We start from the raw sequence: 22085 nt of genomic DNA, 5'->3' as shown, positions 1-22085 counted from the left end.
GCATGGGCCAGTCCTCGTGAGGTGACCCCTGCAGGTTAGAAACTGTTACCCATGTGCCTGAACCGATTTGTCACCTATGTGGGTGAGTCGTACCGCAAGCCTTCTTGGTTACTTCTTTGGCGTTTGAAAGAAGTGACTCGCCCGAGGGGGCGAAACGAGAGACACCCACGCACTCGGAGCGGCGCGCTACACCCAAACCCAATAGACAGTTGCTCCTACGTCCGTGCTTCCTGAAACCGTAGGAGCAACTTTGTCCGCGATTTGGCGGATAACGCCGTAGGCGTTATGCGCCCTACACGAGAAACATCAACGCGCTCGGAGCGGCGCGCTACACCCAAACCTGACATCTTTTCTGGGGCCCGCATTCGCGGGAATGACAAGGTTAGGTTGGGGGCGGGGACCAACCTCGCGACACAGAACGTCGCCCCACCCCGATACAATCACCCCGTGGAAAAACCTCCCGACCCACCCCGGCTTCTGCTCAAATTGCCGGGCCCCCCGGCAAACCTGGAGAGACGATGAGCGAAGCCCTGAGCCCCGGCCTGATGGTCATCCATGGCAACCACCCCGAGGCGCTGCGCGACCTGCTGGTGGCCTGGATGGCGCGCTACCCGCTGGCGCCGCTGGAAAGCGAGACCATCCTGGTGCAGAGCAACGGCATCGCCCAATGGCTGAAGCTGGCCCTGGGCCGCGACGTCGCCGACGGCGGCTGCGGCATCACCGCGGCGCTGGACGTGCAGCTGCCCGCGCAGTTCCTCTGGCGCGCCTACCGTGGCGCGCTGGGCAAGGACGAAGTGCCGGAGGTCTCGGTGCTGGACAAGGCGCCGCTCACCTGGCGCCTGATGCGCCTGCTGCCGACCCTGCTGGAGCGCGGCGAATTCCAGGCGCTGCGCCGCTTCCTCGCCGACGACGCCGACCTGCGCAAGCGCTACCAGCTGGCCGAGCGCCTGGCCGACCTGTTCGACCAGTACCAGGTGTACCGCGCCGACTGGCTGGAGGACTGGAGCGAGCAGCGCGACCAACTGCGCACCGCCGGCGGCAACCTCCGTCCGCTGAACGAGGATGAGCGCTGGCAGGCCGAGCTGTGGCGCGCCCTGCTGGCCGAAGTGGGCGAGGACGGCCTGGCCGGCAGCCGTGCCGGCGTGCACCGGCGCTTCCTCGAACGCCTGCGCGAAGGCACGCCGCCCCAGGGCCTACCGCGCCGGGTGGTGGTGTTCGGCATTTCCGCCATGCCGGCGCAGACGGTGGAGGCCCTGGCCGCGCTGTCGCGCATCGCCCAGGTGCTGCTGTGCGTGCACAACCCCTGCCGCCACCACTGGGCCGACATCGTCGCCGACAAGGACCTGCTGCGCCACGAGTACCGCCGCCAGCAGCGCCGCCCCGGGGTGCCGCTGCAACTGGACGACGACCTCCAGCACCAGTACGCCCAGCCGCTGCTGGCGGCCTGGGGCAAGCAGGGCCGCGACTACATCAACCTGCTCGACCAGTACGACAACCCCGAGAGCTACCGCAGCCGCTTCGGCGAGGTCAGCGGCGGGCGCATCGACCTGTTCAGCGAGGCGCCGCCGGCGCACCTGCTCGGCCAACTGCAGGACGACATCCTCGAACTGCGCCCGCTGGCCGAGACCCGCGCGCAATGGCCGGCGCTGGACCCGGCGCGGGACCGCTCGATCCGCTTCCAGGTCGCCCACAGCGCGCAGCGCGAGGTGGAGGTGCTGCACGACCAGCTGCTGGCGCGCTTCGACGCCGACCCCACGCTGCGCCCGCGCGACGTCATCGTCATGGTCCCCGACATCGACGCCTACGCGCCGCACGTCCAGGCGGTGTTCGGCCAGCTCGGGCGCGACGACCGGCGCTTCATCCCCTACACCCTGGCCGACCAGGGCCAGCGCGGCCGCGAGCCGCTGCTGGTGGCCCTGGAGCACCTGCTGCAACTGCCCGACAGCCGTTTCGCGGTGAGCGAGATCCTCGACCTGCTGGACGTCGGCGCCCTGCGCGCGCGCTTCGGCATCGCCGAGGCCGACCTGCCGCTGCTGCAGCGCTGGATCGACGGCGCCGGGGTGCGCTGGGGCCTGGATGGCGAGCAGCGCGAGGACCTCGGCCTGCCCGCCGCCGAGGAGGCCAACACCTGGCGCTTCGGCCTGCGGCGCATGCTGCTGGGCTTCGCGGTGGGCGAGGGCGAGGCCTTCCAGGGCATCCAGCCCTACGCCGAGATCGGCGGGCTGGACGCCGCCGTACTCGGCCCCCTGGCCGGCCTGCTGCAGCGCCTGGCCGCGGCCTGCGAGCGCCTGGCCGAGCCGGCCGCGCCCGAGGTCTGGCGCGAGCGCCTGCGCCAGTTGCTCGACGACTTCTTCCTGACCCGCGACGAGCACGACGAACTGCTGCGCCAGCAACTGCTGCAACTGCTCGAACGCTGGCTGGAAACCTGCGAGCGCGCCGCCTTCGGCGAGCCGCTGCCGCTCTCTGTGGTGCGCGAGGCCTGGCTCGGCGGCCTGGACGCCGGCGGCCTGAACCAGCGCTTCCTGGCCGGCGCGGTGAGCTTCTGCACGTTGATGCCGATGCGCGCCATTCCCTTCCGCGTGGTCTGCCTGCTGGGCATGAACGACGGCGACTACCCGCGCCAGCAACCGCCGCTGGACTTCGACCTGATGCGCAACGACTATCGCCCCGGCGACCGCTCGCGGCGCGAGGACGACCGCTACCTGCTGCTCGAAGCCGTGCTCTCGGCGCGCGACCAGCTGTACGTCAGCTGGGTCGGGCGGAGCATCCGCGACAACAGCGAGCGCCCGCCATCGGTGCTGATCGGCCAGCTGCGCGACCACCTGGCGGCCGGCTGGTCGCTGCCCGGCAAGCCCGGCGACGGCAAGGCGCTGCTGCAGGCGCTGACCACCGAGCACCCGCTGCAACCCTTCAGCCGCCGCTATTTCGAAGGGCGGGGCGAGGGCGTCGACGGCTTCTACACCTACGCCCGCGAATGGCGCGAGGTGCACCGCGACGACGAACCGGCCGAACAGGCCGAGGCGCCACTGCCGGAACTGCTGCCGGACGCGCCCATCGGCCTGCGGGTGCTCGCCGACTTCCTCGCCAGCCCGGTCAACGCCTTCTTCCAGCAGCGCCTGAAGGTGCGCTTCGCCGAGGAAGACCTGACCGGCCACGACGAGGAGACCTTCGCCCTCGACGGCCTGCAGGTCTGGCAACTGCAGTTCGAACTCTGCGAGCGCCTGCGCCCGTGGATCGAGAACCACTGGGCCGACGGCGAACTGCCCGGCCGCATCGAAGGGCAACTGGTGCGCCTGCGCGGCGAGGGGCGCCTGCCGCTGGCGGCCTTCGGCGCCTTCTCCGCCCGTGAGCTGAGCGCGCCGCTGGGCGAGCTGCTGAGGCGCTACCGCGAGGAACTGGAGCACTGGAGCGAAGCCGAGGAAGGCCAGCGCGAGCTTATCCACAGGCACCCGGCCAGCGGCGTGGAGCTGGGCGACTGGCTCGGCGGCCTGCGGCGCAACGCCGAGGGCCAGTGGGCCAGCCTGCAACTGGTCAGCGGCAAGCTGCACGAAGGCCGCGGCTACAAGTGGCACAGCCTGGTGCGCCACTGGGTGCGCCACCTGGGCCTGCAACTGTGCGGCACGCCGGTGCGCAGCCTGCTGGTCAGCCAGACCGGCACCCTGGAACTGCCGCCGCTGGCGGCGGACACCGCCCGCGGCCATCTGGACGCGCTGATCGCCGCCTGGCTCGAAGGCCTGCGCCGGCCGCTGCCGGTGGCCTGCAAGGCGGCCTTCGCCTGGCTGGGTGCCGGCGGTGACGAGGCCCGTGCCGCCAGCGAGGCGGCCAAGCGCTACGACGGCGGCTTCGGCAGCAGCGGCGAGGCGGCTTCCTCGCCGGCCCTGGCGCGGGTCTACCCGGACTTCGCCAGCCTGAGCGCCAGCGGCGAATTCGCCACCTGGGCCGAAACCCTCTACGGCCCGCTGTACCAGCTGCTGCAACGCCGCGACGATGAGGAGCAAGGCCAATGAGCCGCGAACTGCGCGCCCTGGAATTCCCCCTGCACGGCAGCCGGCTGATCGAGGCCAGCGCCGGCACCGGCAAGACCTTCACCATCGCCCTGCTGTACCTGCGCCTGGTGCTCGACCACGGCGGCGAGCTGGCCTTCGGCCGGCCGCTGAGCCCGCCGGAAATCCTCGTGGTGACCTTCACCGACGCCGCCACCCAGGAGCTGCGCGAACGCATCCGCGCGCGCCTGGGCGAGGCCGCCAACTGCTTCGCCGAGCCTGCGCTGCAGCACGACGCGCTGCTGGTCGAGCTGCGCGCCAGCTACCCGCAGGAGCGCTGGCCCGGCTGCGCGCGCCTGCTGCGCCTGGCCGCGGAATGGATGGACGAGGCCGCCGTGTCGACCATCCACAGCTGGTGCTACCGCATGCTCCGCGAGCACGCCTTCGACAGCGGCAGCCTGTTCACCCAGGACCTGATCACCGACCAGAGCGAACTGCTCGCCGAAGTGGTGCGCGACTACTGGCGGCGCAACTTCTACCCGCTGCCGGCGCCGGCGGCGAAGGTCGTCGGCGACATCTACAAGGGTGGCCCCGAGGCCCTGGCGCGCCTGCTGCAGCCGTTGCTGGCGCAGCAGGAGGCGGGCTTCCGCTACGCCGACCAGCCGCTGAGCGCGCCCGGCTCACTGCGCGAGCTGCTGGAGGAAACCGGCGCCTTCTATGCCCGCCTGGACGAACTGGAGCAACAGGCCCGCGCCGCCTGGGCCGCCGATGCCCAGGGCCTGCGCCAGCTGCTCGTCGACCTGCGTCCGCAGCTCAACGGCAACAGCTACCGCAACAAGGACGACGACGCCGTCTTCGAAGGCTGGCTGCAGGCCCTGGAAGCCTGGAGCGCCGGCGGCGCGGCGCCGGACAACCTGGTCCGCTTTGGCCAGACGCGGATCAAGGTGAAGGCCAGGACGGTGGTGCCCGAGCATCCCGCCTTCAGGGCCATCGACGCCTGGGTGGAGGCCGCCGAGCAGCAGCCGGACATCGCCCCGCAGCTGCTGCTGCACGCCCTGGGCGAAGTCAGCCGCGCCCTGGAGGCGGAGAAGCAGCGCCGCGCCGAACTGGGCTTCGACGACCTGCTGGCGCGCCTGGACCGCGCCCTGGCCGGCCCCGGCGGCGAGCACCTGGCCGAGCGCATCCGCCAGCAGTTCCCGGTGGCGCTGATCGACGAATTCCAAGACACCGACCCGCTGCAGTACCGCATCTTCGAGCGCATCTACCGCATCGCCGACAACCCCAGGGATTGCGGCCTGTTCATGATCGGCGACCCCAAGCAGGCGATCTACGCCTTCCGCGGCGCGGACATCCACACCTACCTGCGCGCCCGCGCCGCCACCGCCGGGCGCCACTACACCCTGGGCACCAACTACCGCTCGACCCTCGCCGTGGTGGAGGCGGTGAACCACTGCTTCGCCTTCGCCGAAGGCCACGAGCGCGGCGCCTTCCGCTTCGCCGCGCAGGGCGACAACCCGGTGCCGTTCCAGGCGGTGGCCGCCAAGGGCCGCGACGAGCGCCTGCTGATCGACGGCGCGGAAGCCGCGGCGCTGACCTTCTGGCAACTGGAGAACGACGGCCAGGTGGTCGGTAGCCGCCTGTACCGCGAACAGATGGCCGCCAGCACCGCCAGCGCCATCCGCCACTGGCTGAGCCTGGCCCAGCAGGGCCGCGCCGGGCTGTACAAGACCGACGGCACGGGCCGCGCGCTGCGCCCGGCGGACATCGCCATCCTGGTGCGCGGGCGCAGCGAGGCCGAGGCGGTGCGCGCGGAACTGGCGGCGCGGCGCCTGGCCAGCGTCTACCTGTCCGACCGCGACTCGGTGTTCGACAGCCCCGAGGCCGGCGACCTGCTGCACTGGCTGCGCGCCTGCGCCGAGCCGGGCAACGACGCCCTGCTGCGCAGCGCCCTGGCCACCCGCACCCTGGGCCTGGGCTGGCAGACCCTGGAGCGGCTGAACCAGGACGAGCGCTTCTGGGAAGGCATGCTCATGCGCTTCCGCGAGTACCGCAGCCAGTGGCAGCAGCAGGGCGTGCTGCCGATGCTGCGGCGCCTGCTGGCCGACTTCGAGCTGCCGGCGCGGCTGCTGCGCCGCGCCGACGGCGAGCGCAGCCTGACCAACCTGCTGCACCTGGCCGAGTGGCTGCAGCGCGAGGCCGCCGAGCTGGACGGCGAGCACGCCCTGCTGCGGGTGCTGGCCGAACAGCTGGCCAGCCCGTCGAGCGAGGAAATCCTCCGTCTGGAAAGCGACGCCGACCTGATCAAGGTGGTGACCATCCACAAGTCCAAGGGCCTGGAATACCCGCTGGTGCTGCTGCCCTTCATCTGCAGCTGGAAGGAGCTGGACGGCAAGAGCCAGACGCCGCCGAGCTTCCAGGGCGAGGACGGCAAGGTGATCGAGCTGGCGCGCGGCAAGGACCTGGCCGAGGCCGCCTACCGCCTGGCCAACGACGAACGCCTGGGCGAGGACATGCGCCTGCTCTACGTGGCCCTGACCCGCGCCCGCCACGCCCTGTGGCTGGGCGTGGCGCCGCTGGTGGCGGGCAACGCGAAGAACCCCGAGCTGCACAAGGGCGCCTTCGGCTACCTGCTGGGCGGCGGCGCGGCCATCGCCCTGGACGGCTTCGCCGGCTGCCTGCAGGCCCTGGGCGGGGCGTGCCCCGGCATCCGCATCGAGCCGTTGCCGGCGGTGGACGCCACGGCCTACGACGAGACCCGCGCCGGCCAGCTCGGCCAGGCCCGCGAGCCGCAGCGGCGGGTGGCGGAGAAATGGTGGATCGCCAGCTATTCCGCCCTGGCCACCCTGGACGCCGAAGGCGAGGCGCCGGCGCCGGCCAGCGAACCCATCAGCGCCGAGGAGGCCACCCTGCGCGAAGGCGACGCCGACAGCGCCGCGGCCGAACTGGCCCAGGCCGCGCCGGCCGCCGGCAGCCTGCACGCCTTCCCGCGCGGGCCCAACCCCGGCAGCTTCCTCCACGGCCTGCTGGAATGGGCCGCCGACGAAGGCTTCGCCGCCGTGGCGCAGCAGCCCGAGGCCCTGCGCGACCTCATCGCCCGGCGCTGCCAGCTGCGCGGCTGGGAAGCCTGGATCGAACCCCTGGCGCAATGGCTGCCGGCCTACCTGCAGGCCGGCTTCGCGCTGCCCGATGCCGCGCCGGTGCGACTGGCGGCCCTGGCCAGCTACCAGAAGGAAATGGAGTTCTGGTTCGCCGTGAAACCCACCGACAGCGCCCGCCTGGACGCCGCCGTGCGCGCCCAGGTGCTGCCCGGCGAGGCGCGCCCGGCGCTGCAGCCGACGCAGCTGGGCGGCATGCTCAAGGGCTTCATCGACCTGGTCTTCGAACACGAGGGGCGCTACTACGTGGCCGACTACAAATCCAACTGGCTCGGCCCGGACGCCGCGGCCTACACCCCGCCGGCCCTGCGCGCGGCCGTGCTGGAGCACCGCTACGACCTGCAGTACGCGCTCTACCTGTTCGCCCTGCACCGCCTGCTCAAGGCGCGCCTGGCGGACTACGACTATGACCGCCACGTGGGCGGCGCGCTCTACCTGTTCCTGCGCGGCGGCGAGCAGGGCGTGTTCCACGAACGCCCGCCCAGGGCGCTGATGGAGGCGCTGGAAGCGCTGTTCAGCCACGCCGCCGAGGAGGTGCCGGCATGACCCGCGACCAGCTGCTCGAACTGCTCGGCCAGTGGGCCGGGCGCGGCTGGCTGCGCGAGCTGGACCGTGCCTTCGCCGCCTTCCTGGTGGAACAGGCGCCCGACGCCGAGCCGCTGCTGATCCTCGCCGCCGCCCTGGCCAGCCACCAGCTGGGCCGCGGCCACGTGTGCCTGGACCTGGCCGCGACCCTCGCCGACAGCCGCTTCGCCCTGTCGCTGCCGCCGGACGGCGAGCTGGAAGGCACGCCGCTGACGCTGCCCGGCGAGCTGCTCGACGGCCTCGACCTGGCCGCCTGGCAGGCCGCCCTGGCCGACCCGCGCCTGGTGGGCGAGGGGCCCGGCGCCACGCCGCTGGTGCTGGCCGGCCCGCGCCTGTACCTGCGCCGCTACTGGCAATACGAACGCGAGGTGCGCGCCGGCATCGACCAGCGCCTGGCGCGCGGCGAGGCCCTGCGCGCGGCGCTGCCGGTGGGCGCGCTGCGCCAGGCGCTGGATGCGCTCTTCCCGAAAAAGCCGGGCGCCCCGGCGGACTGGCAGAAGCTGGCCTGCGCCCTGGCCGCCGGCAACGCCTTCGGCATCGTCACCGGCGGCCCCGGCACCGGCAAGACCACCACCGTGGTGCGCCTGCTGGCGCTGCTGCAGAGCCTGGCCCTGGGCGGCGAGGGCGGGCGGCCGCTGCGTATCCGCCTGGCCGCGCCCACCGGCAAGGCCGCGGCGCGGCTCAACGAGTCCATCGCCAACGCGGTGGACCGCCTGGACCTCGGCGCCTTCGCCAACGGCGAGGAAGTGCGCAAGCAGGTGTCCAAGGAAGTCACCACCCTGCACCGCCTGCTCGGCAGCCGCCCGGACAGCCGCCAGTTCCGCCACCACCCCGGCAACCCGCTGGCGCTGGACCTGCTGGTGGTGGACGAGGCCTCCATGGTCGACCTGGAAATGATGGCCGCGCTGCTCGGCGCGCTGCCTGCCAATGCGCGGCTGATCCTGCTCGGCGACAAGGACCAGTTGGCCTCGGTGGAGGCCGGCGCGGTGCTCGGCGAGCTGTGCAGCCGCGCCCGCGAGGGCCACTACCGCCCGGCCACCCGCGACTGGCTGCAGGCGGTCAGCGGCGAGCCCGTCGACGACGACCTGCTCGACCCCCGGGGCCAGCCCCTGGACCAGGCCGTGGCCATGCTGCGCCACAGTCACCGCTTCAGTTCCGCCAGCGGCATCGGCCAGCTCGCCGAGGCGGTCAACGCCGGCGACGTGGCGGCCATGCGCGCGGTCTGGGAACAGGGCTACGCCGACCTGGCGCGCCTGGCCCTGGACGCCCGCGACGACCGCGGCCTGCGCGAACTGGTGGTGGAGGGCGGCGGCCGCTACTTCCTCGACGCTGCCGGCCGCGAAGGCGTGGCGCCGCCCCAGGGCTACCGCCACTACCTGCAGGTGCTGCGCGACACCCGGCCGGCCCTGGACGCCGCCCAGGCCGACTTCGACGCCTGGGCCGCGCGGGTGCTCGCCGCCCACGGCCAGTTCCAGGTGCTCTGCGCCCTGCGCCGCGGGCCCTGGGGCGTGGACGGGCTGAACCTGCGCATCGCCGACCTGCTGCAGGACGAAGGGCTGATCCAGCCCCACGGCGGCGCCTGGTACCTCGGCCGCCCGCTGCTGGTCACGCGCAACGACTACGGCCTGGGGCTGATGAACGGCGACATCGGCATCACCCTGGCGCTGCCCCGGGAAGAGGCCGGCGAGCGCAAATGGCCGCTGCGCGTGGCCTTCGCCGACGGCCGCGGCGGCATCAAGTGGGTGCTGCCCAGCCGCCTGCAGGCGGTGGAGACGGTGTTCGCCATGACCGTGCACAAGTCCCAGGGCTCGGAATTCAGCCATGCCGCCCTGGTGCTGCCCGACGCCCTCAACCCCATCCTCACCCGCGAGCTGGTGTACACCGGCATCACCCGCGCGCGCAGCTGGTTCAGCCTGGCCAGCGCCGGGCGCGGCCAGTGGGTGCTGGAAGCGGCCATCGAGCGGCGGGTGCAGCGGGCCAGCGGGTTGCTGGAGGGGTGAGCACAGTGTTGTGATGGCTATCACAATTAGAATTGTCTGATGGCAGAGTGAGGTCAGTGCCTACAAGCTGGCCGGATGAAGTTAGGACAATTCCTTCGGCCGCTGGACACTTCCTTTTCCACCCCCAGCGCCGCCCGCAAGCTGCTGCGCCTGCTCAGCGGCGCACTGTTGCTGTGCCTGTTGTGCAGCCTGGCGTTCGCCCTGAGCATGGCCTTCAACCATGAGGTGTCCATCCGCCGCCGCGAGATGAACGCCGCCATGTACGAGGCGCAGCTGTATTTCAGCCAGCACGAGGCCCTGCTCGAGAACCTGGCGCGGGGGCTGGTGCCGGTGGCGGCGCGCACCGCCGGCGCCGAGCTGCCCGCCTGGCCGGACGAGCCGCGGGCGCCGATACTCCTGCCGCTGCCCGGCGCCGTCCAGGCGCTGCTGCTGTTCCACCGGGACCTGGCCGAATTGCGCGAGAAGCGCCTGGGGCTGCTCCACGTCATGCCCGGCGCCGCCCCCCAGGTCAGCCGCCTGAACGAGGCTGGCCAGCCGGAATCGCCCCTGCCGGGCGCTGTGCTCCAGGCGCTGGCGCGGGCCACTTCCGGGCAGCCGGGCATACGCTGGCTGTCCGATGCCGGCGACCCCCTCGGCCGGCTGTTCCTGTTCACGCGCCTGGATACCGGCTGGCTGGGGCTGGAAATCCGCGGCGACGACCTGGACGCGGCGCTGCGCACGCCCGCCGCCGGCGACTACCTGCTGCTCGACGGGCGCCACCGGGTGGCCTTCGCCGCGGCTCCCGGCGCCGACGCCCGGGCCCTGCGCAGCTTGTGGGACAGCGACAACTTCGACTTCATCGGCATCGGCCCGATCCCCCTGCAGGTGGCCCTGCTCAAGCACCTGGGGGGCTCGAACTGGGCCCTGGTCTACCAGCAGGGCGTGGGCCAGCTGCTGGCCGCGCTCTGGTTGCCGATCCTGCTGGCGGCCGTCCTGGCGATGGTCGCCGGCCTGCTGCTGCAACGCCTGGGGCGGCGCATCGACCACCGCCTGATCCGCCCTGCCCAGCAACGCCTGGCGGCGCTGCTGGAGAGCGAGGCGTTCTCCCGCGCGGTCATCCGCGCCGCGCCCGTGGCTCTTTGCGTGCTGCGCCGCGCCGACGCCTCGGTGGTGCTGGAGAACCCCCAGGCCGAGCAATGGCTGGACGCCGGCCAGGTGATCCCGCGGCATGCCTCGCGCTGGATCACCCAGGCCTTCGCCGGGGACGGCGGCGCGGCCTGCGAGGAGCTGGCGGTGGATGGCGGGCGCCACCTCTACCTGAGCTACACGCCCACCCGCTACAAGGGCGAGGACGTGCTGTTCTGCGCCTTCAGCGACATCAGCACGCGCAAGCAGGCCGAGGCCGAGCTGTCCCGCGCCAAGCAGCTGGCCGATGCCGCCAACGCCGCCAAGACGCTGTTCCTGGCCACCATGAGCCACGAGATCCGCACCCCGCTGTACGGCGTGCTGGGCACCCTGGAGCTGCTCGGCCGCACCACCCTGGACCAGCAGCAGACCGGCTACCTGCAGGTGATCCAGCGCTCCTCGGCGACCTTGCTGCAACTGATCAGCGACGTGCTCGACGTGTCCAAGATCGAGGCCGGGCAACTGGTCCTGGAGCCGGTGGAATTCTCCCCCCTGGAATTGACCGAGGAGGTGGTCCAGTCCTTCGCCGGCGCGGCCCGCGCCAAGGGCCTGCAACTGCTCTGCTGCATCGATCCGCAACTGCCGCTGCGGGTATCCGGCGACGCCGCGCGCATCCGCCAGATCCTCAACAACCTGCTGAGCAATGCGCTGAAGTTCACCGACAACGGCCGGGTGCTGGTGCGGGTGCGCCAGGATGCCGAGGAGGGCCGGCGGCTGAGGCTGTCCTGGCAGGTGATCGACAGCGGCATCGGCATCGCCGCCGAGCAGCAGGGCCACCTGTTCGAGCCCTTCTACCAGGTCGGCGGCAGTGCCCGCCAGGCCGGCGGCACGGGCCTGGGCCTGTCGATCTGCCAGCGCCTCACCCAGTTGATGCACGGCCGCCTGCGGGTGGTCAGCGACCTGGGCCTGGGCAGCAGCTTCACCCTCGGCCTGTCGCTGGAGCGGGTCGCCGCGCTGGTGCCGGCGCCGCTGCTGGAGGCCGCGCCGGTGCTGGTGATCTCGCCCATGCGTGAGCTGGGCGAGGCGCTTTGCGGCTGGATAGTGCGCTGGGGCGCGCGGGCGCGCCTGGCGACCCCCCAGTTGCTGGCCGAGGCCGATGCCGAGTGCGTACTGGTGGAGGTCCGCCTGCACGATGCGGCGGCGCAGCCGGTGGCGCGCTGGCCCGGCTGCCGGGTGGTGCTCAGCGCCGAAGGCCACCTGCAGCCCGCGCTGCAGGGCTGCGACTGGCTGGTGGGCCTGCACAGCCTGGAGGCCTTGAGCCGGGCCCTGTGCCTGGCCCAGGGCTGCCACGGCGGCGGCGCCCCGCGCGAGCGCCCGCCCGGGGCCGTGCGCGACCTGGATGGCCTGCGGGTGCTGGTGGTGGAGGACAACCAGATCAACCAGTTGATCCTCAGGGACCAGCTGGAGGCCCTGGGCTGCCAGGTGGAACTGGCCGGCAATGGCCTGGAGGGCCTGCAGCGCTGGCGCGCCGAGCGCTTCGACGTGGTGCTCACCGACCTCAACATGCCGCACATGGACGGCTACCGGCTGGCCACCGAGCTGCGCCTGCGCGGCTGCCACCAACCCATCATCGGCGCCACCGCCAATGCCATGCGCGAGGAGCGCGAGCGCTGCCTCGCCGCCGGCATGGACGATTGCCTGCTCAAGCCGGTCGACCTGGATTCGTTGTATTGCTGCCTGGCGGCGGCAAAGGAGATTTCATGAACATCCTGCCTTATCGCGTACTGGTCGTCGAAGACCAGGCCTTCCAGCGCGAGTACCTGCTGGAGCTGCTCCGCGAGCAGGGCGTGGCCCACCTGGAGGCGGCCGCCGACGGCGCCGAGGCCGTCGAGCGCCTGGAGCGCCAGCACTTCGACCTGGTGCTCAGCGACCTGCTGATGCCGGGCATGGACGGCGTCCAGCTGATCCAGCACCTGTCGGCCCTGGAGTACCGCCCGCAGCTGGCGCTGATGAGCTCGGCGCCGCGCCGCGTGCTCGGCGGCGCCTGCCAGGCGGCCCGGGAACTGGGCCTGACGGTGGTCGACCTGATTCCCAAGCCGGCGATGCCGGCGGCCATCGCCCGGCTGCTGGAGCGCCTCGGCCGGCGCCAGGGCCATGAGCCCTCGCCGGCGCAACAGGTGCCCGGTTTCAGCCGTTCGCAACTGCTCCTGGGGCTGGCGCGCGGCGAGCTGCAGGCCTGGTTCCAGCCGAAGAAGTCACTGCGCGACGGGCGCATAGTCGCGGCCGAAGCACTGGTGCGCTGGCTGCATCCGGAGCACGGCCTGCTGCTGCCCGGCAGCTTCATCGACGACCTGGGCCGCTACGGCCTGGAGCAGGTGCTGCTGTGGACGGTGGTCGAGCAGTCGCTGCGGGCCCAGGCGACCTGGCGCGAGCAGGGCTACCACATCCCGGTGTCGGTGAACCTGCCGCCGCACCTGCTGGACGATCCCGGCCTGCCGGACCGCCTGGCCGACTTCGTGCTCCACCAGGGCGGCGAGCCGGCGGCGCTGTGCTTCGAGCTGACCGAGGGCAGCACCACGCGCCAGCCGGGCAGCTACCATGCCGGCGCCTGCCGCCTGCGCATGAAGGGCTTCGGCCTGGCCCAGGACGACTTCGGCCAGGGCTACAGCTCGCTGTACAACCTGGTGTCCACGCCCTTCACCGAACTGAAGATCGACCGCGCCCTGGTCCATGGCAGCGTCGAGGACGAGGCCCTGGCCGCCGCCCTGGAAAGCACCGTGGCGCTGGGCCGGCGGCTGGGCCTGGAAGTGGTCGCCGAAGGCGTGGAGAGCGCCGCGGAGCTGAGCCTGCTGCGGCGCCTGCAGTGCGACCGGGTGCAGGGCTTCCTGATCTCCGAGGCGGTCAGCGCCCAGGCCTTCGATCGCCTGTTGCGCGAAGACGGTCCGGCGGTGGCGCCCTGAACCCTTTCCGGCGCCGCCGTGGCGGCACCCCCTCGCAGGCTTGCCGCGGCCCATCTACAGTCAGCGAATCATGCGCGGGATGTTTTTGTGTGCGAGGCCAACGGCACCATGGAACATGACGACGGCTCGATCGGCAAACTGGCCAGGACTTCGCAGCGCCTGAACCTCTGGCTGTTCGGGTTGCTGCTGCTCAGCCTGGCGCTGGTCGGCATCAGCTTCTGGGCGATCAAGCGCGTCCTGCAGGAAGAACAGGACAAGATCGACTTCCACTTCGCCCGCCTGCTGGGCGATATCCGCGAGCACGAGGCGTTCCTGCAACGCATCGCCCGGCAGAGCGACGAAGCCACGCGCCGGCGCGACCAGGACGTGGTGCCGCTGCAGCTCACCCTGCAATGGCGCGAGGGCCCGGTGGAGGTCTACGAGGGCCGCGAGTTCTCCTTCGCCATGCCCTTCGCCCTGGCCACCCGCGACCATTCCCCGGCGGAGGGCGACTCTGCCGGGCCCTTCACCCTTGGCATCATGCTGGCGAACTTCTATTCCAGCTTCTGGAGCACCTCCAACTACCCGGCGCCCCAGTCGCTGGTGTTCGACCTGGATGGCGCGACCAGCATCGCGGTGCCGGCGCTGGACAGCTCGCCCGGGCGCGGCGGGCTGGCCCGCGACACCTTCCTCGAAGTGGTCGAGCGGATGCTCGGCGGCGTCCGCGAGTACCCGCCGGGGGAGCAGGACTACCAGGTGCGCTGGGGGCGCGCCGACACCTACCACGGCGACGGCCGCTCGCTGCTCGGCTACGTGACCGTCGACCTGCCGGACAGCCTCTGGTGGGAGGGCCGGCAGCGGCGCCACGTGATCGCCGCCAGCCTGCTGGACCTGAACCGCATCAACGACTACGAGCAGACCCTGGCGCGGCCGCTGTTCGGCGAGCTGAGCCTGCTGGCGCCGGATGGCCGGCAACTGCTCGGCCCGCCGCGCGACGCCAGGCTGGCCGACGGCCTGAGCCTGGGCACCGAGGGCATGCTGTTCAAGCTGCACAGCCAGGCGCACGGCGGTTGGGTGGCCGTCTACGGCATCAGCTACGCGCTGTTCTTCCGCAACCTGAAATGGATATTGCTGAGCCTGCCGGCCCTCCTGCTGGTGGGGTTGGCCGGCGGCTGGTATTGCCTGCGCTGGTACTCGCGGCGGGTGGTGGGGCCGGCCAGCGTGGCGCACCGCCAGGTGGTGGAGAGCGACGCCTTCAGCCGCACGGTCATCGACACCGCGCCGGTGGCCCTCTGCGTGCTGGGCTGCGAGGGCCGCCAACTGGTCATCCATAACCAGCTGGCGGCGCAGTGGCTGGGCAGCGAGGCGGATATCCTCGACCTGGCCCGCGGCTGGCACATGTTCGACGGCGCCTGGCACAACGGCGAGGTGTGCATGCGCAACGACGGACGCTACCTGCAGGCTTCCTTCGCGGCCACCCGCTACCACGGCGAGGATGCGCTGCTGTGCGTGTTCCGCGACATCACCGCCTACCAGCAGGCCCAGGGCGCGCTGGCCGAGGCCAAGCGCGCGGCGGACTCGGCCAACGCCGCCAAGACGCTGTTCCTGGCCAGCATGAGCCATGAGATCCGCACGCCGCTGTATGGCGTGCTGGGCACCCTGGAACTGCTCGCCCTGACCGACCTCGACGTGCAGCAGCGCGGCTACCTGCAGGCCATCCAGGGCTCCTCGACGACCCTGCTGCAACTGATCAGCGACATCCTCGACGTGTCCAAGATCGAGGCCGGGCAGATGCTGCTGACCCAGGAGGACTTCAGCCCCCTGGAACTGGCCGAGGAGGTCATGCGCGGCTTCGCCGTGGGCGCCGCCGCCAAGCACCTGCAATGGTACGCCTGCATCGACGCCGAGGTGCCGGCACGGCTGTACGGCGACGCCGCGCGCCTGCGCCAGGTGCTCAACAACCTGCTGAGCAACGCCCTGAAGTTCACCGACGTCGGCCGCGTGGTGCTGCGCCTGAAGGTGCTGGGCCGCTCGGGGCGGCAGGTGCAGCTGCAATGGCAGGTCACCGACACCGGCATCGGCATTCCCGAGCACCTGCAGCCGCGCCTGTTCGAGCCCTTCTTCCAGATCGCCGACGGCCAGGGCGGGCTGGGTGGCACCGGCCTGGGGCTGGCCATCTGCTGGCGCCTGACGCAGCTGATGGGCGGCGAGCTGCGGGTCGTCAGCGAGCCGGGCCTGGGCAGCAGCTTCTCGCTGTTCCTGGGCCTGCCCGACAGCAGCGACGGCAGCGGCGCCCTGGCCGACGTGCAACTGCAGCCCGGCCCGGTGTACCTGCGCAGCCCGCTGCGCGAACTGGCCAGTTGCCTGGAGGCCTGGCTGCAGCGCTGGGGCTGCGTGGTGTTGCCCGGCGAGCCGCCGGCCGGCAGCGAGGCGACGGCGGTGCTGCTGGAAGTATTCCCCGAGACCCTGGCCCCCTGCGACTGGCGCGGCCCGCGGGTGCGCGTGGCGGCCGATGCCGCCGGCCAGCCGCAGTACGAGCGGGGCGTGTGGAGCGTCAGCCCGCTGAGCCTGCGCGGCATCGCCCAGGCCCTGGCGCTGGCGCAGAATGGCGAGGTGCAGCTGCCGGCGGTGGCGGAGCCGCCGCGCTTCGGCAAGCTCGGCCTGCGCGTGCTGGTGGCCGAGGACAACCCCATCAACCAGGTGCTGCTGCGCGAGCAGCTGGAGGAACTGGGCTGCGAGGTGCGCCTGGCCAGCGACGGCAAGGAGGCCCTGCTGCAGTTCGAGGGCGAGTCCTTCGACGTGCTGCTCACCGACGTCAACATGCCGCGCTGCAACGGCTACCAGCTGACCCGCGAGTTGCGCGAGCGGGGCGTGGACATCCCGATCATCGGCGTGACCGCCAACGCCATGCGCGAGGAGGGCGAGCGCTGCCAGGCGGTGGGCATGAACGCCTGGCTGGTCAAGCCGCTGAGCCTGCGGCTGCTGTACGACGCCTTGCGCGGCCTGGCCGCCGCTACCCGGGCGCCGCTCGCCGGGCCCGGGGCCGGCAGCGAGGCGCCCGCCGCGCCGGCGCCGGAGGCGCTGCAGGTGCCGGCGCACATGCGCGAGCTGTTCGTGGAGACCATGCGCAACGACCTGCAGGCGGCCGAGCAGGCCAGCGCCGAGGGCGACGTCCAGGCCCTGGGCCAGGCGCTGCACCGTATGGCCGGGGCCCTGGCGGTGGTGCGCGGGCAGGCCCTGGTGCGCAGTTGCCGGTTGCTCGAGGAGGGCCTTGGCGAGGGACGGGTACAGAGCGACGATCCACGGGTGGCGCGCCTGCTGGCGCGAATCGGGAGAGCGTTGGGCGGCCTGTGAGGGCTAAGCTGGAACGCAAGGCCCGTCGCCGCGACGGGCAATACGCATACCAAGAGACAGTTATGGAAAAACTCAGAATCGTGGTGGCCGACGATCATTCGATCGTAAGGATGGGGGTGCGTGAAGTGGTGCAGGCGGACCCGCGCTTCTCCATCGTGGGCATGGCGGCCAACTCCAGCGAACTGGTGCGGATGTACGGCGAGCTTTCGCCGGACATCGTCATCACCGACTACAACATGCCCGGCGACGAGCACTACGGCGACGGCCTCAAGCTGACCAGCTACCTGTTGCGGCAGTTCCCGCGGACCCGCGTGCTGATCTACACCATGCTCAGCAACAACCTGATTTTCTCCAGCCTGTACGACCTCGGGGTGGCCGGCGTGGTACCCAAGAGCAGCGATCCGGAGGAGATTCTCGTGGCGCTCGACGCCATCGCCCGCGGCCGCGTCTACCGCGGCGCCTGGATGCAGGACCCGAACAGCGTGGTGGCCGGCGGCGACGACGTCGAGGGGCGCATCGCCAGCCTGTCCACCAAGGAGTACGAAGTGCTCCGTCATTTCGTCTCGGGCCTGAGCGTGCGCGACATCGCCCGGGTGCTCAACCGCAGCGTGAAGACCGTCAGCGCGCAGAAGATCGCCGCCATGCGCAAGCTGGAAGTGGACAGTGACCAGGCCCTGCTGACGTTCTGCATCAAGTCCGATCTCTTCCAGTGAAACGGCGGGTGCGTGCGCTGATTTACATGTACGAATTTTCTCGAATTCCTTTGAGATTTGTCTGATTCATTGCCGTCGGCGCATTCCCTAGAGTACTCGGCGTCGAGGCTGCCGGCTCTCCAGGCCCCACTCCAGCGCTTGTGCGTTGACTGGCCGCAGCGAAGAACCTTCCAGATGGCTCGGGTTCCTCGGACAGGTGTCCTCCTCGACGGGCAGCCAGCGCAACCGCAACGAATTGGAGTTCGATCATGCAAAAGAAACTGCTCGCCGCCATGCTGGCCCTGGTGGGCACCGGCGCGTCTCTGGCCGTGTCCGCAGCGCAGACCGGGCAGATCACCATCACCGGCAAGGTGATTGACACCACCTGCGTGGTGGATGCCGGCTCGGGCAACGTCCAGGTGACCTTGCCCAACGTCGACAAGTCGCTGCTGCAGAACCCCGGCAGCTACACCGGCATCACCCCGTTCTCGGTCAAGGTGTCCGGCTGCACCGGCAGCTCCGGCACCGGCGCCGACACCGTGTCCATGGCCTTCGTCCCGGACAGCAACGTCGACATGAACGGCAACCTGGCCAACACCGGCAGCGCCACCGCCGTGGCCGTGCAGCTGCTGGACAAGAACCAGCAGCCGATCAACGTCCGCAACGACAGCTACAGCGCCCAGGTGGCCCGCGGCGAGTCCACCGACGTGGCCGGCGGCGACGTCAACCTGAACTACTACGCCCGCTACTTCTCCGCCGCGGGTGGCGCCACTGCCGGTACCGTGGCTTCCCAGGCCAACTTCCAGCTGATCTACCAGTGATCCACCCGTGATCGACCTGCCCGGCGGCTCCGCCCCGGGCATCGAGGTACCCATGATGCAAGGTTTCCCCTCGCTGCGGCCGGCATGGCTCGCGGCCGGCCTCCTGCTGCTCGCGCTCGGCGCGCCCCTGGCCCACGCCGGGGTGGTCATCGACGGCACGCGGGTGATCTACCCGGCGAAGGAACGCGAGGTCACCGTCCGCCTGACCAACCAGGGCAGACAACCGGTGCTGATGCAGGTCTGGGCCGACCGGGGCGACGAGCGCTCCACGCCGCAGACCGCCAACGCGCCCTTCCTCATCACGCCGCCGATCTTCCGCCTGGACCCGCAGAAGGGCCAGAGCGTGCGCCTGATGTTCACCGGCGAAAAGCTGCCGCAGGACCGCGAGTCGCTGTTCTGGTTCAACAGCCTGGAAGTGCCGCCGATACCCGCCGGCGCCGACAGCAACTACATGCAGATCGCCGTGCGCTCGCGGCTGAAGCTGTTCTACCGGCCCGCCGGGCTGCCCGGCGACCTGGACGGCGCCGTGGGCCAGGTGCGCTGGCAACTGGTGCGCCAGGGCGCGGGCTATGCCCTGCGCGGCGACAACCCCAGCCCCTACCACCTGTCCTACAGCGGCCTGACCCTGGCCCAGGGCGGCCGCGACTACACGGCGGCGGGCGGCATGATCGCGCCCTTCGCCAGCCAGACCTTCGCCCTCGACGGCTTCGCCGGCGGCGCGGGCGCCGGGCAGGTGCGCTACCGCTGGCTGAGCGACTACGGCGTCGCCCCGGAACGAACCGCGAACCTGCATTGACCCCGGCCGCGCTGGCGCGCGAGGGCCGATTCGACAAGGTGTATCGATGTCTCGTCATTCCCGTCGTACCCCCGCCGGGCGCCGACGCGCCTGGCCGTGCCCGGGGCCCCTGGCCCTGGCGATCGCCGCCGTCTGGGCCGCCGTCCCGGTGGAGCCGCCGCGGGCTGCCGAGGACGCACTCTACGCCGCCTTCAACCCGGCCTTTCTGCGTGGCCCCGACGGCCGCCCGCTGGACGTCTCGCGCTACGAGCGCGGCAACCCGGTCACCCCGGGCAGCTACCGGGTGGACGTCTACGTCAACCAGACCTGGACCGGCCGCGAGGAACTGCGGGTACGCGGCGGCGAGGGCGACACCCCGGCCAGCTACTGCTTCAAGCGCAGCCAGTTGCCCGGCCTGGGCTTGGACACCGGCAAGCTGCCGGACGCCAAGGCCACCGAACGGGCCCTGGCCGACGCCGACTGCGTGGACATCGAGCGCCTGGTGCCCGGCGCCCGCGCGGACTTCGCCCAGGGCGATCTGCGCCTGGACCTGAGCATTCCCCAGGCCTACCTCAGCCGCGTCTCGCGCGGCTACGTCGACCCGCGCGACTGGGACCGCGGCGTCACCGCGGCCTTCGTCGACTACAACGCCAACGCCTACCGCACCGAGGCCGGCGGCACCCAGGACCAGTACTACGCCGGCCTCAACGCCGGGCTCAACCTGGGCGACTGGCGCCTGCGCCACAACGGCAGCTACAGCCAGAGCCAGGGCGACCGGCAGAAGAGCACGCGGCACTACGACGCCATCAGCAGCTACGCCCAGCGCGACATCACCGGGCTGAAGTCGCAGCTGACCCTCGGCGAGTACTTCACCCCCGCCGACCTGTTCGACAGCGTGCCCTTCAGCGGCGTCCAGCTGGCCTCCGACGACCGCATGCTGCCCGACTCGCAGCGCGGCTTCGCCCCGGCCATCCGCGGCACCGCCGAGACCAACGCCAAGGTCACGGTGCGCCAGGGCGGCAACGTCCTCTACGAGACCAGCGTGGCGCCCGGGCCCTTCGTCATCGACGACCTGTACAACTCCGGCTACGCCGGCGACCTGGAGGTCACCGTGACCGAGGCCGACGGCCGCGTGCGCCAGTTCACCGTGCCCTTCGCCAGCGTGGCGCAACTGCTGCGCCCGGGCGTGTCGCGCTACAGTGTGAGCGCCGGCCAGTACCGCGACGACCGCCTGGACGACACCCCGAACTTCGTCCAGGGCACCTACCAGCGCGGCATCTCCAACCTGTGGACCGGCTACACCGGCAGCATCGTCGCCGAGAACTACCTGGCGGTGCAGGGCGGCCTGGCCCTGAGCACGCCGATCGGCGCCTTCGCCTTCGACGTCACCCAGTCCCACGCCAGCGGCCTGAAGGCCGGCGACCAGGGCAGCAGCGCCAGCGGCCAGAGCTTCCGCCTGAGCTACAGCAAGCTGCTGGAATCCACCCGCACCAACTTCGCGGTGGCGGCCTACCGCTTCTCCAGCGACGGCTACCTGAACTTCGCCGACTTCGCCTACGCGCGCTCGCCGGAGGACGCCGACTACACCGCCTGGCGCCAGCGCAACCGCTTCCAGGTCAACCTCAGCCAGCCCCTGGGCGAACGCCTGGGCAGCCTGTACCTGAGCGGCTCGGCGCAGAACTACTGGAACGCCGGCAAGGGCAGCGACATGAGCTACCAGGCCGGCTACTCCAACAGCTTCGGCTGGGGCAGCCTGAGCCTGTCGGCCAACCGCACCCGCGGGCTGTCCGGCGAGACCGACACCCAGTACATGCTCAACCTCTCGCTGCCGCTGGGGCGCTCCAGCCATGCGCCGTACCTGAACAGCACCACCACGCGCAACAGCAACGGCGACCTCAACAGCCAACTGAGCGTGGCCGGCTCGCTGGGCGACTACAACCAGTTCAACTACGGCGTGTACGGCTCGCGCAGCCGCGTCGACGGGCAGAGCAGCAACGCCGGCGGCGCCAACGTGCAGTACCGCGCGCCGCAGACCAACCTGTCGGCCAGCTACAGCGAGGGCGAGGGCTACCACCAGTACGGCCTGGGCCTGTCCGGCAGCGTGGTGGCGCACCCGGGCGGCGTCAGCTTCAGCCAGGCCCAGGGCGAGACCCGCGCGGTGATCGAGGCCAAGGGCGCGGCCGGCGCGGCGCTGGTCAACAGCAGCGGCGGGGCGGTCGGTGGCAACGGCTACGGCGTGCTCTCCAGCCTGATGCCCTACCGCGAGAACCAGGTGGTGCTCGACCCCAAGGGCCTGCCCGACGACGTCGAGCTGCAGACCACCTCGCAGAACGTGGCGCCGCGCTACGGCGCCGTGGTGATGCTCAAGTACCCCACCGTCAGCGGCAAACCGCTGCTGCTGCGCCTGCTGGACGAGCAGGGCAACAACCTGCCGGTGGGCGCCGAGGTGCTCGACGCCCAGGGCAACAGCCTGACCCTGGTGGGCCAGGGCAGCCAGGTGTTCCTGCGCCTGCAGGAAACCCGCGGCGAGCTGCAGGTGCGCTGGGGCGAAGGCCCGCAGCGGCAGTGCCGGGCACGCTACCAGGTGGCCGCCGCCGCCGCCGACGGCAAACCCTTCCAGCAGGCTGATGCGGTGTGCAGGCGCGCGCCGGCCAGCGGTGAACTGGCGGCCCGCTAG

The 22085-nt window shown here is 71.5% G+C and carries 10 protein-coding genes; all 10 read left to right on the top strand.

Annotated elements, in window-relative coordinates; all coding sequences use genetic code 11:
* Positions 1–518 precede the first annotated feature (518 nt).
* The 10 genes from recC (at position 519) to CHC02_RS25720 (ending at position 22085) form a co-directional block, all read left to right on the top strand.
* The gene (recC, locus tag CHC02_RS25765; RefSeq protein ID WP_089394233.1) at positions 519–4007 is read left to right on the top strand and encodes an exodeoxyribonuclease V subunit gamma; all 3489 of its coding nucleotides are present in this window, start codon (positions 519–521) and stop codon (positions 4005–4007) included.
* The gene (gene recB, locus CHC02_RS25760) at positions 4004–7684 is read left to right on the top strand and encodes an exodeoxyribonuclease V subunit beta (RefSeq protein ID WP_089394232.1); all 3681 of its coding nucleotides are present in this window, start codon (positions 4004–4006) and stop codon (positions 7682–7684) included. The genes recC and recB overlap by 4 nt, the downstream gene beginning before the upstream one ends.
* Positions 7681–9723 (top strand): exodeoxyribonuclease V subunit alpha, encoded by a 2043-nt coding sequence (gene recD, locus CHC02_RS25755; protein WP_089394231.1) that lies wholly within the window; start codon positions 7681–7683, stop codon positions 9721–9723. The genes recB and recD overlap by 4 nt, the downstream gene beginning before the upstream one ends.
* A gap of 75 nt (positions 9724–9798) precedes the next feature.
* Positions 9799–12591: an ATP-binding protein gene (locus tag CHC02_RS25750; RefSeq protein ID WP_089394230.1), complete on the top strand. Its 2793-nt coding sequence runs from the start codon at positions 9799–9801 to the stop codon at positions 12589–12591.
* A complete protein-coding gene (gene pvrR, locus CHC02_RS25745; protein WP_371921186.1) occupies positions 12588–13787 on the top strand; it encodes a response regulator cyclic di-GMP phosphodiesterase PvrR in 1200 nt (399 codons plus the stop codon). Before CHC02_RS25750 ends, pvrR begins: the two co-directional genes overlap by 4 nt.
* 108 nt (positions 13788–13895) lie before the next feature.
* Positions 13896–17120 (top strand): hybrid sensor histidine kinase/response regulator, encoded by a 3225-nt coding sequence (locus CHC02_RS25740; RefSeq protein ID WP_089394236.1) that lies wholly within the window; start codon positions 13896–13898, stop codon positions 17118–17120.
* Between the two features lie 62 nt (positions 17121–17182).
* Positions 17183–17833: a response regulator gene (locus tag CHC02_RS25735; RefSeq protein WP_089394229.1), complete on the top strand. Its 651-nt coding sequence runs from the start codon at positions 17183–17185 to the stop codon at positions 17831–17833.
* 248 nt (positions 17834–18081) lie between these two features.
* The gene (locus CHC02_RS25730; RefSeq protein WP_089394228.1) at positions 18082–18633 is read left to right on the top strand and encodes a fimbrial protein; all 552 of its coding nucleotides are present in this window, start codon (positions 18082–18084) and stop codon (positions 18631–18633) included.
* Positions 18634–18640: 7 nt separating this feature from the next.
* On the top strand, positions 18641–19429 hold the full coding sequence (locus tag CHC02_RS25725; protein ID WP_244160999.1) for a fimbrial biogenesis chaperone: 789 nt from the start codon (positions 18641–18643) through the stop codon (positions 19427–19429).
* A gap of 46 nt (positions 19430–19475) precedes the next feature.
* Positions 19476–22085 (top strand): fimbria/pilus outer membrane usher protein, encoded by a 2610-nt coding sequence (locus CHC02_RS25720; RefSeq protein ID WP_089394227.1) that lies wholly within the window; start codon positions 19476–19478, stop codon positions 22083–22085.

The sequence above is a fragment of the Pseudomonas delhiensis genome (assembly GCF_900187975.1).
GTDB lineage: Bacteria > Pseudomonadota > Gammaproteobacteria > Pseudomonadales > Pseudomonadaceae > Pseudomonas > Pseudomonas delhiensis.
Note: the sequence above shows the minus strand (reverse complement) of the source record. Positions and strands in the feature narration are given on the sequence as shown.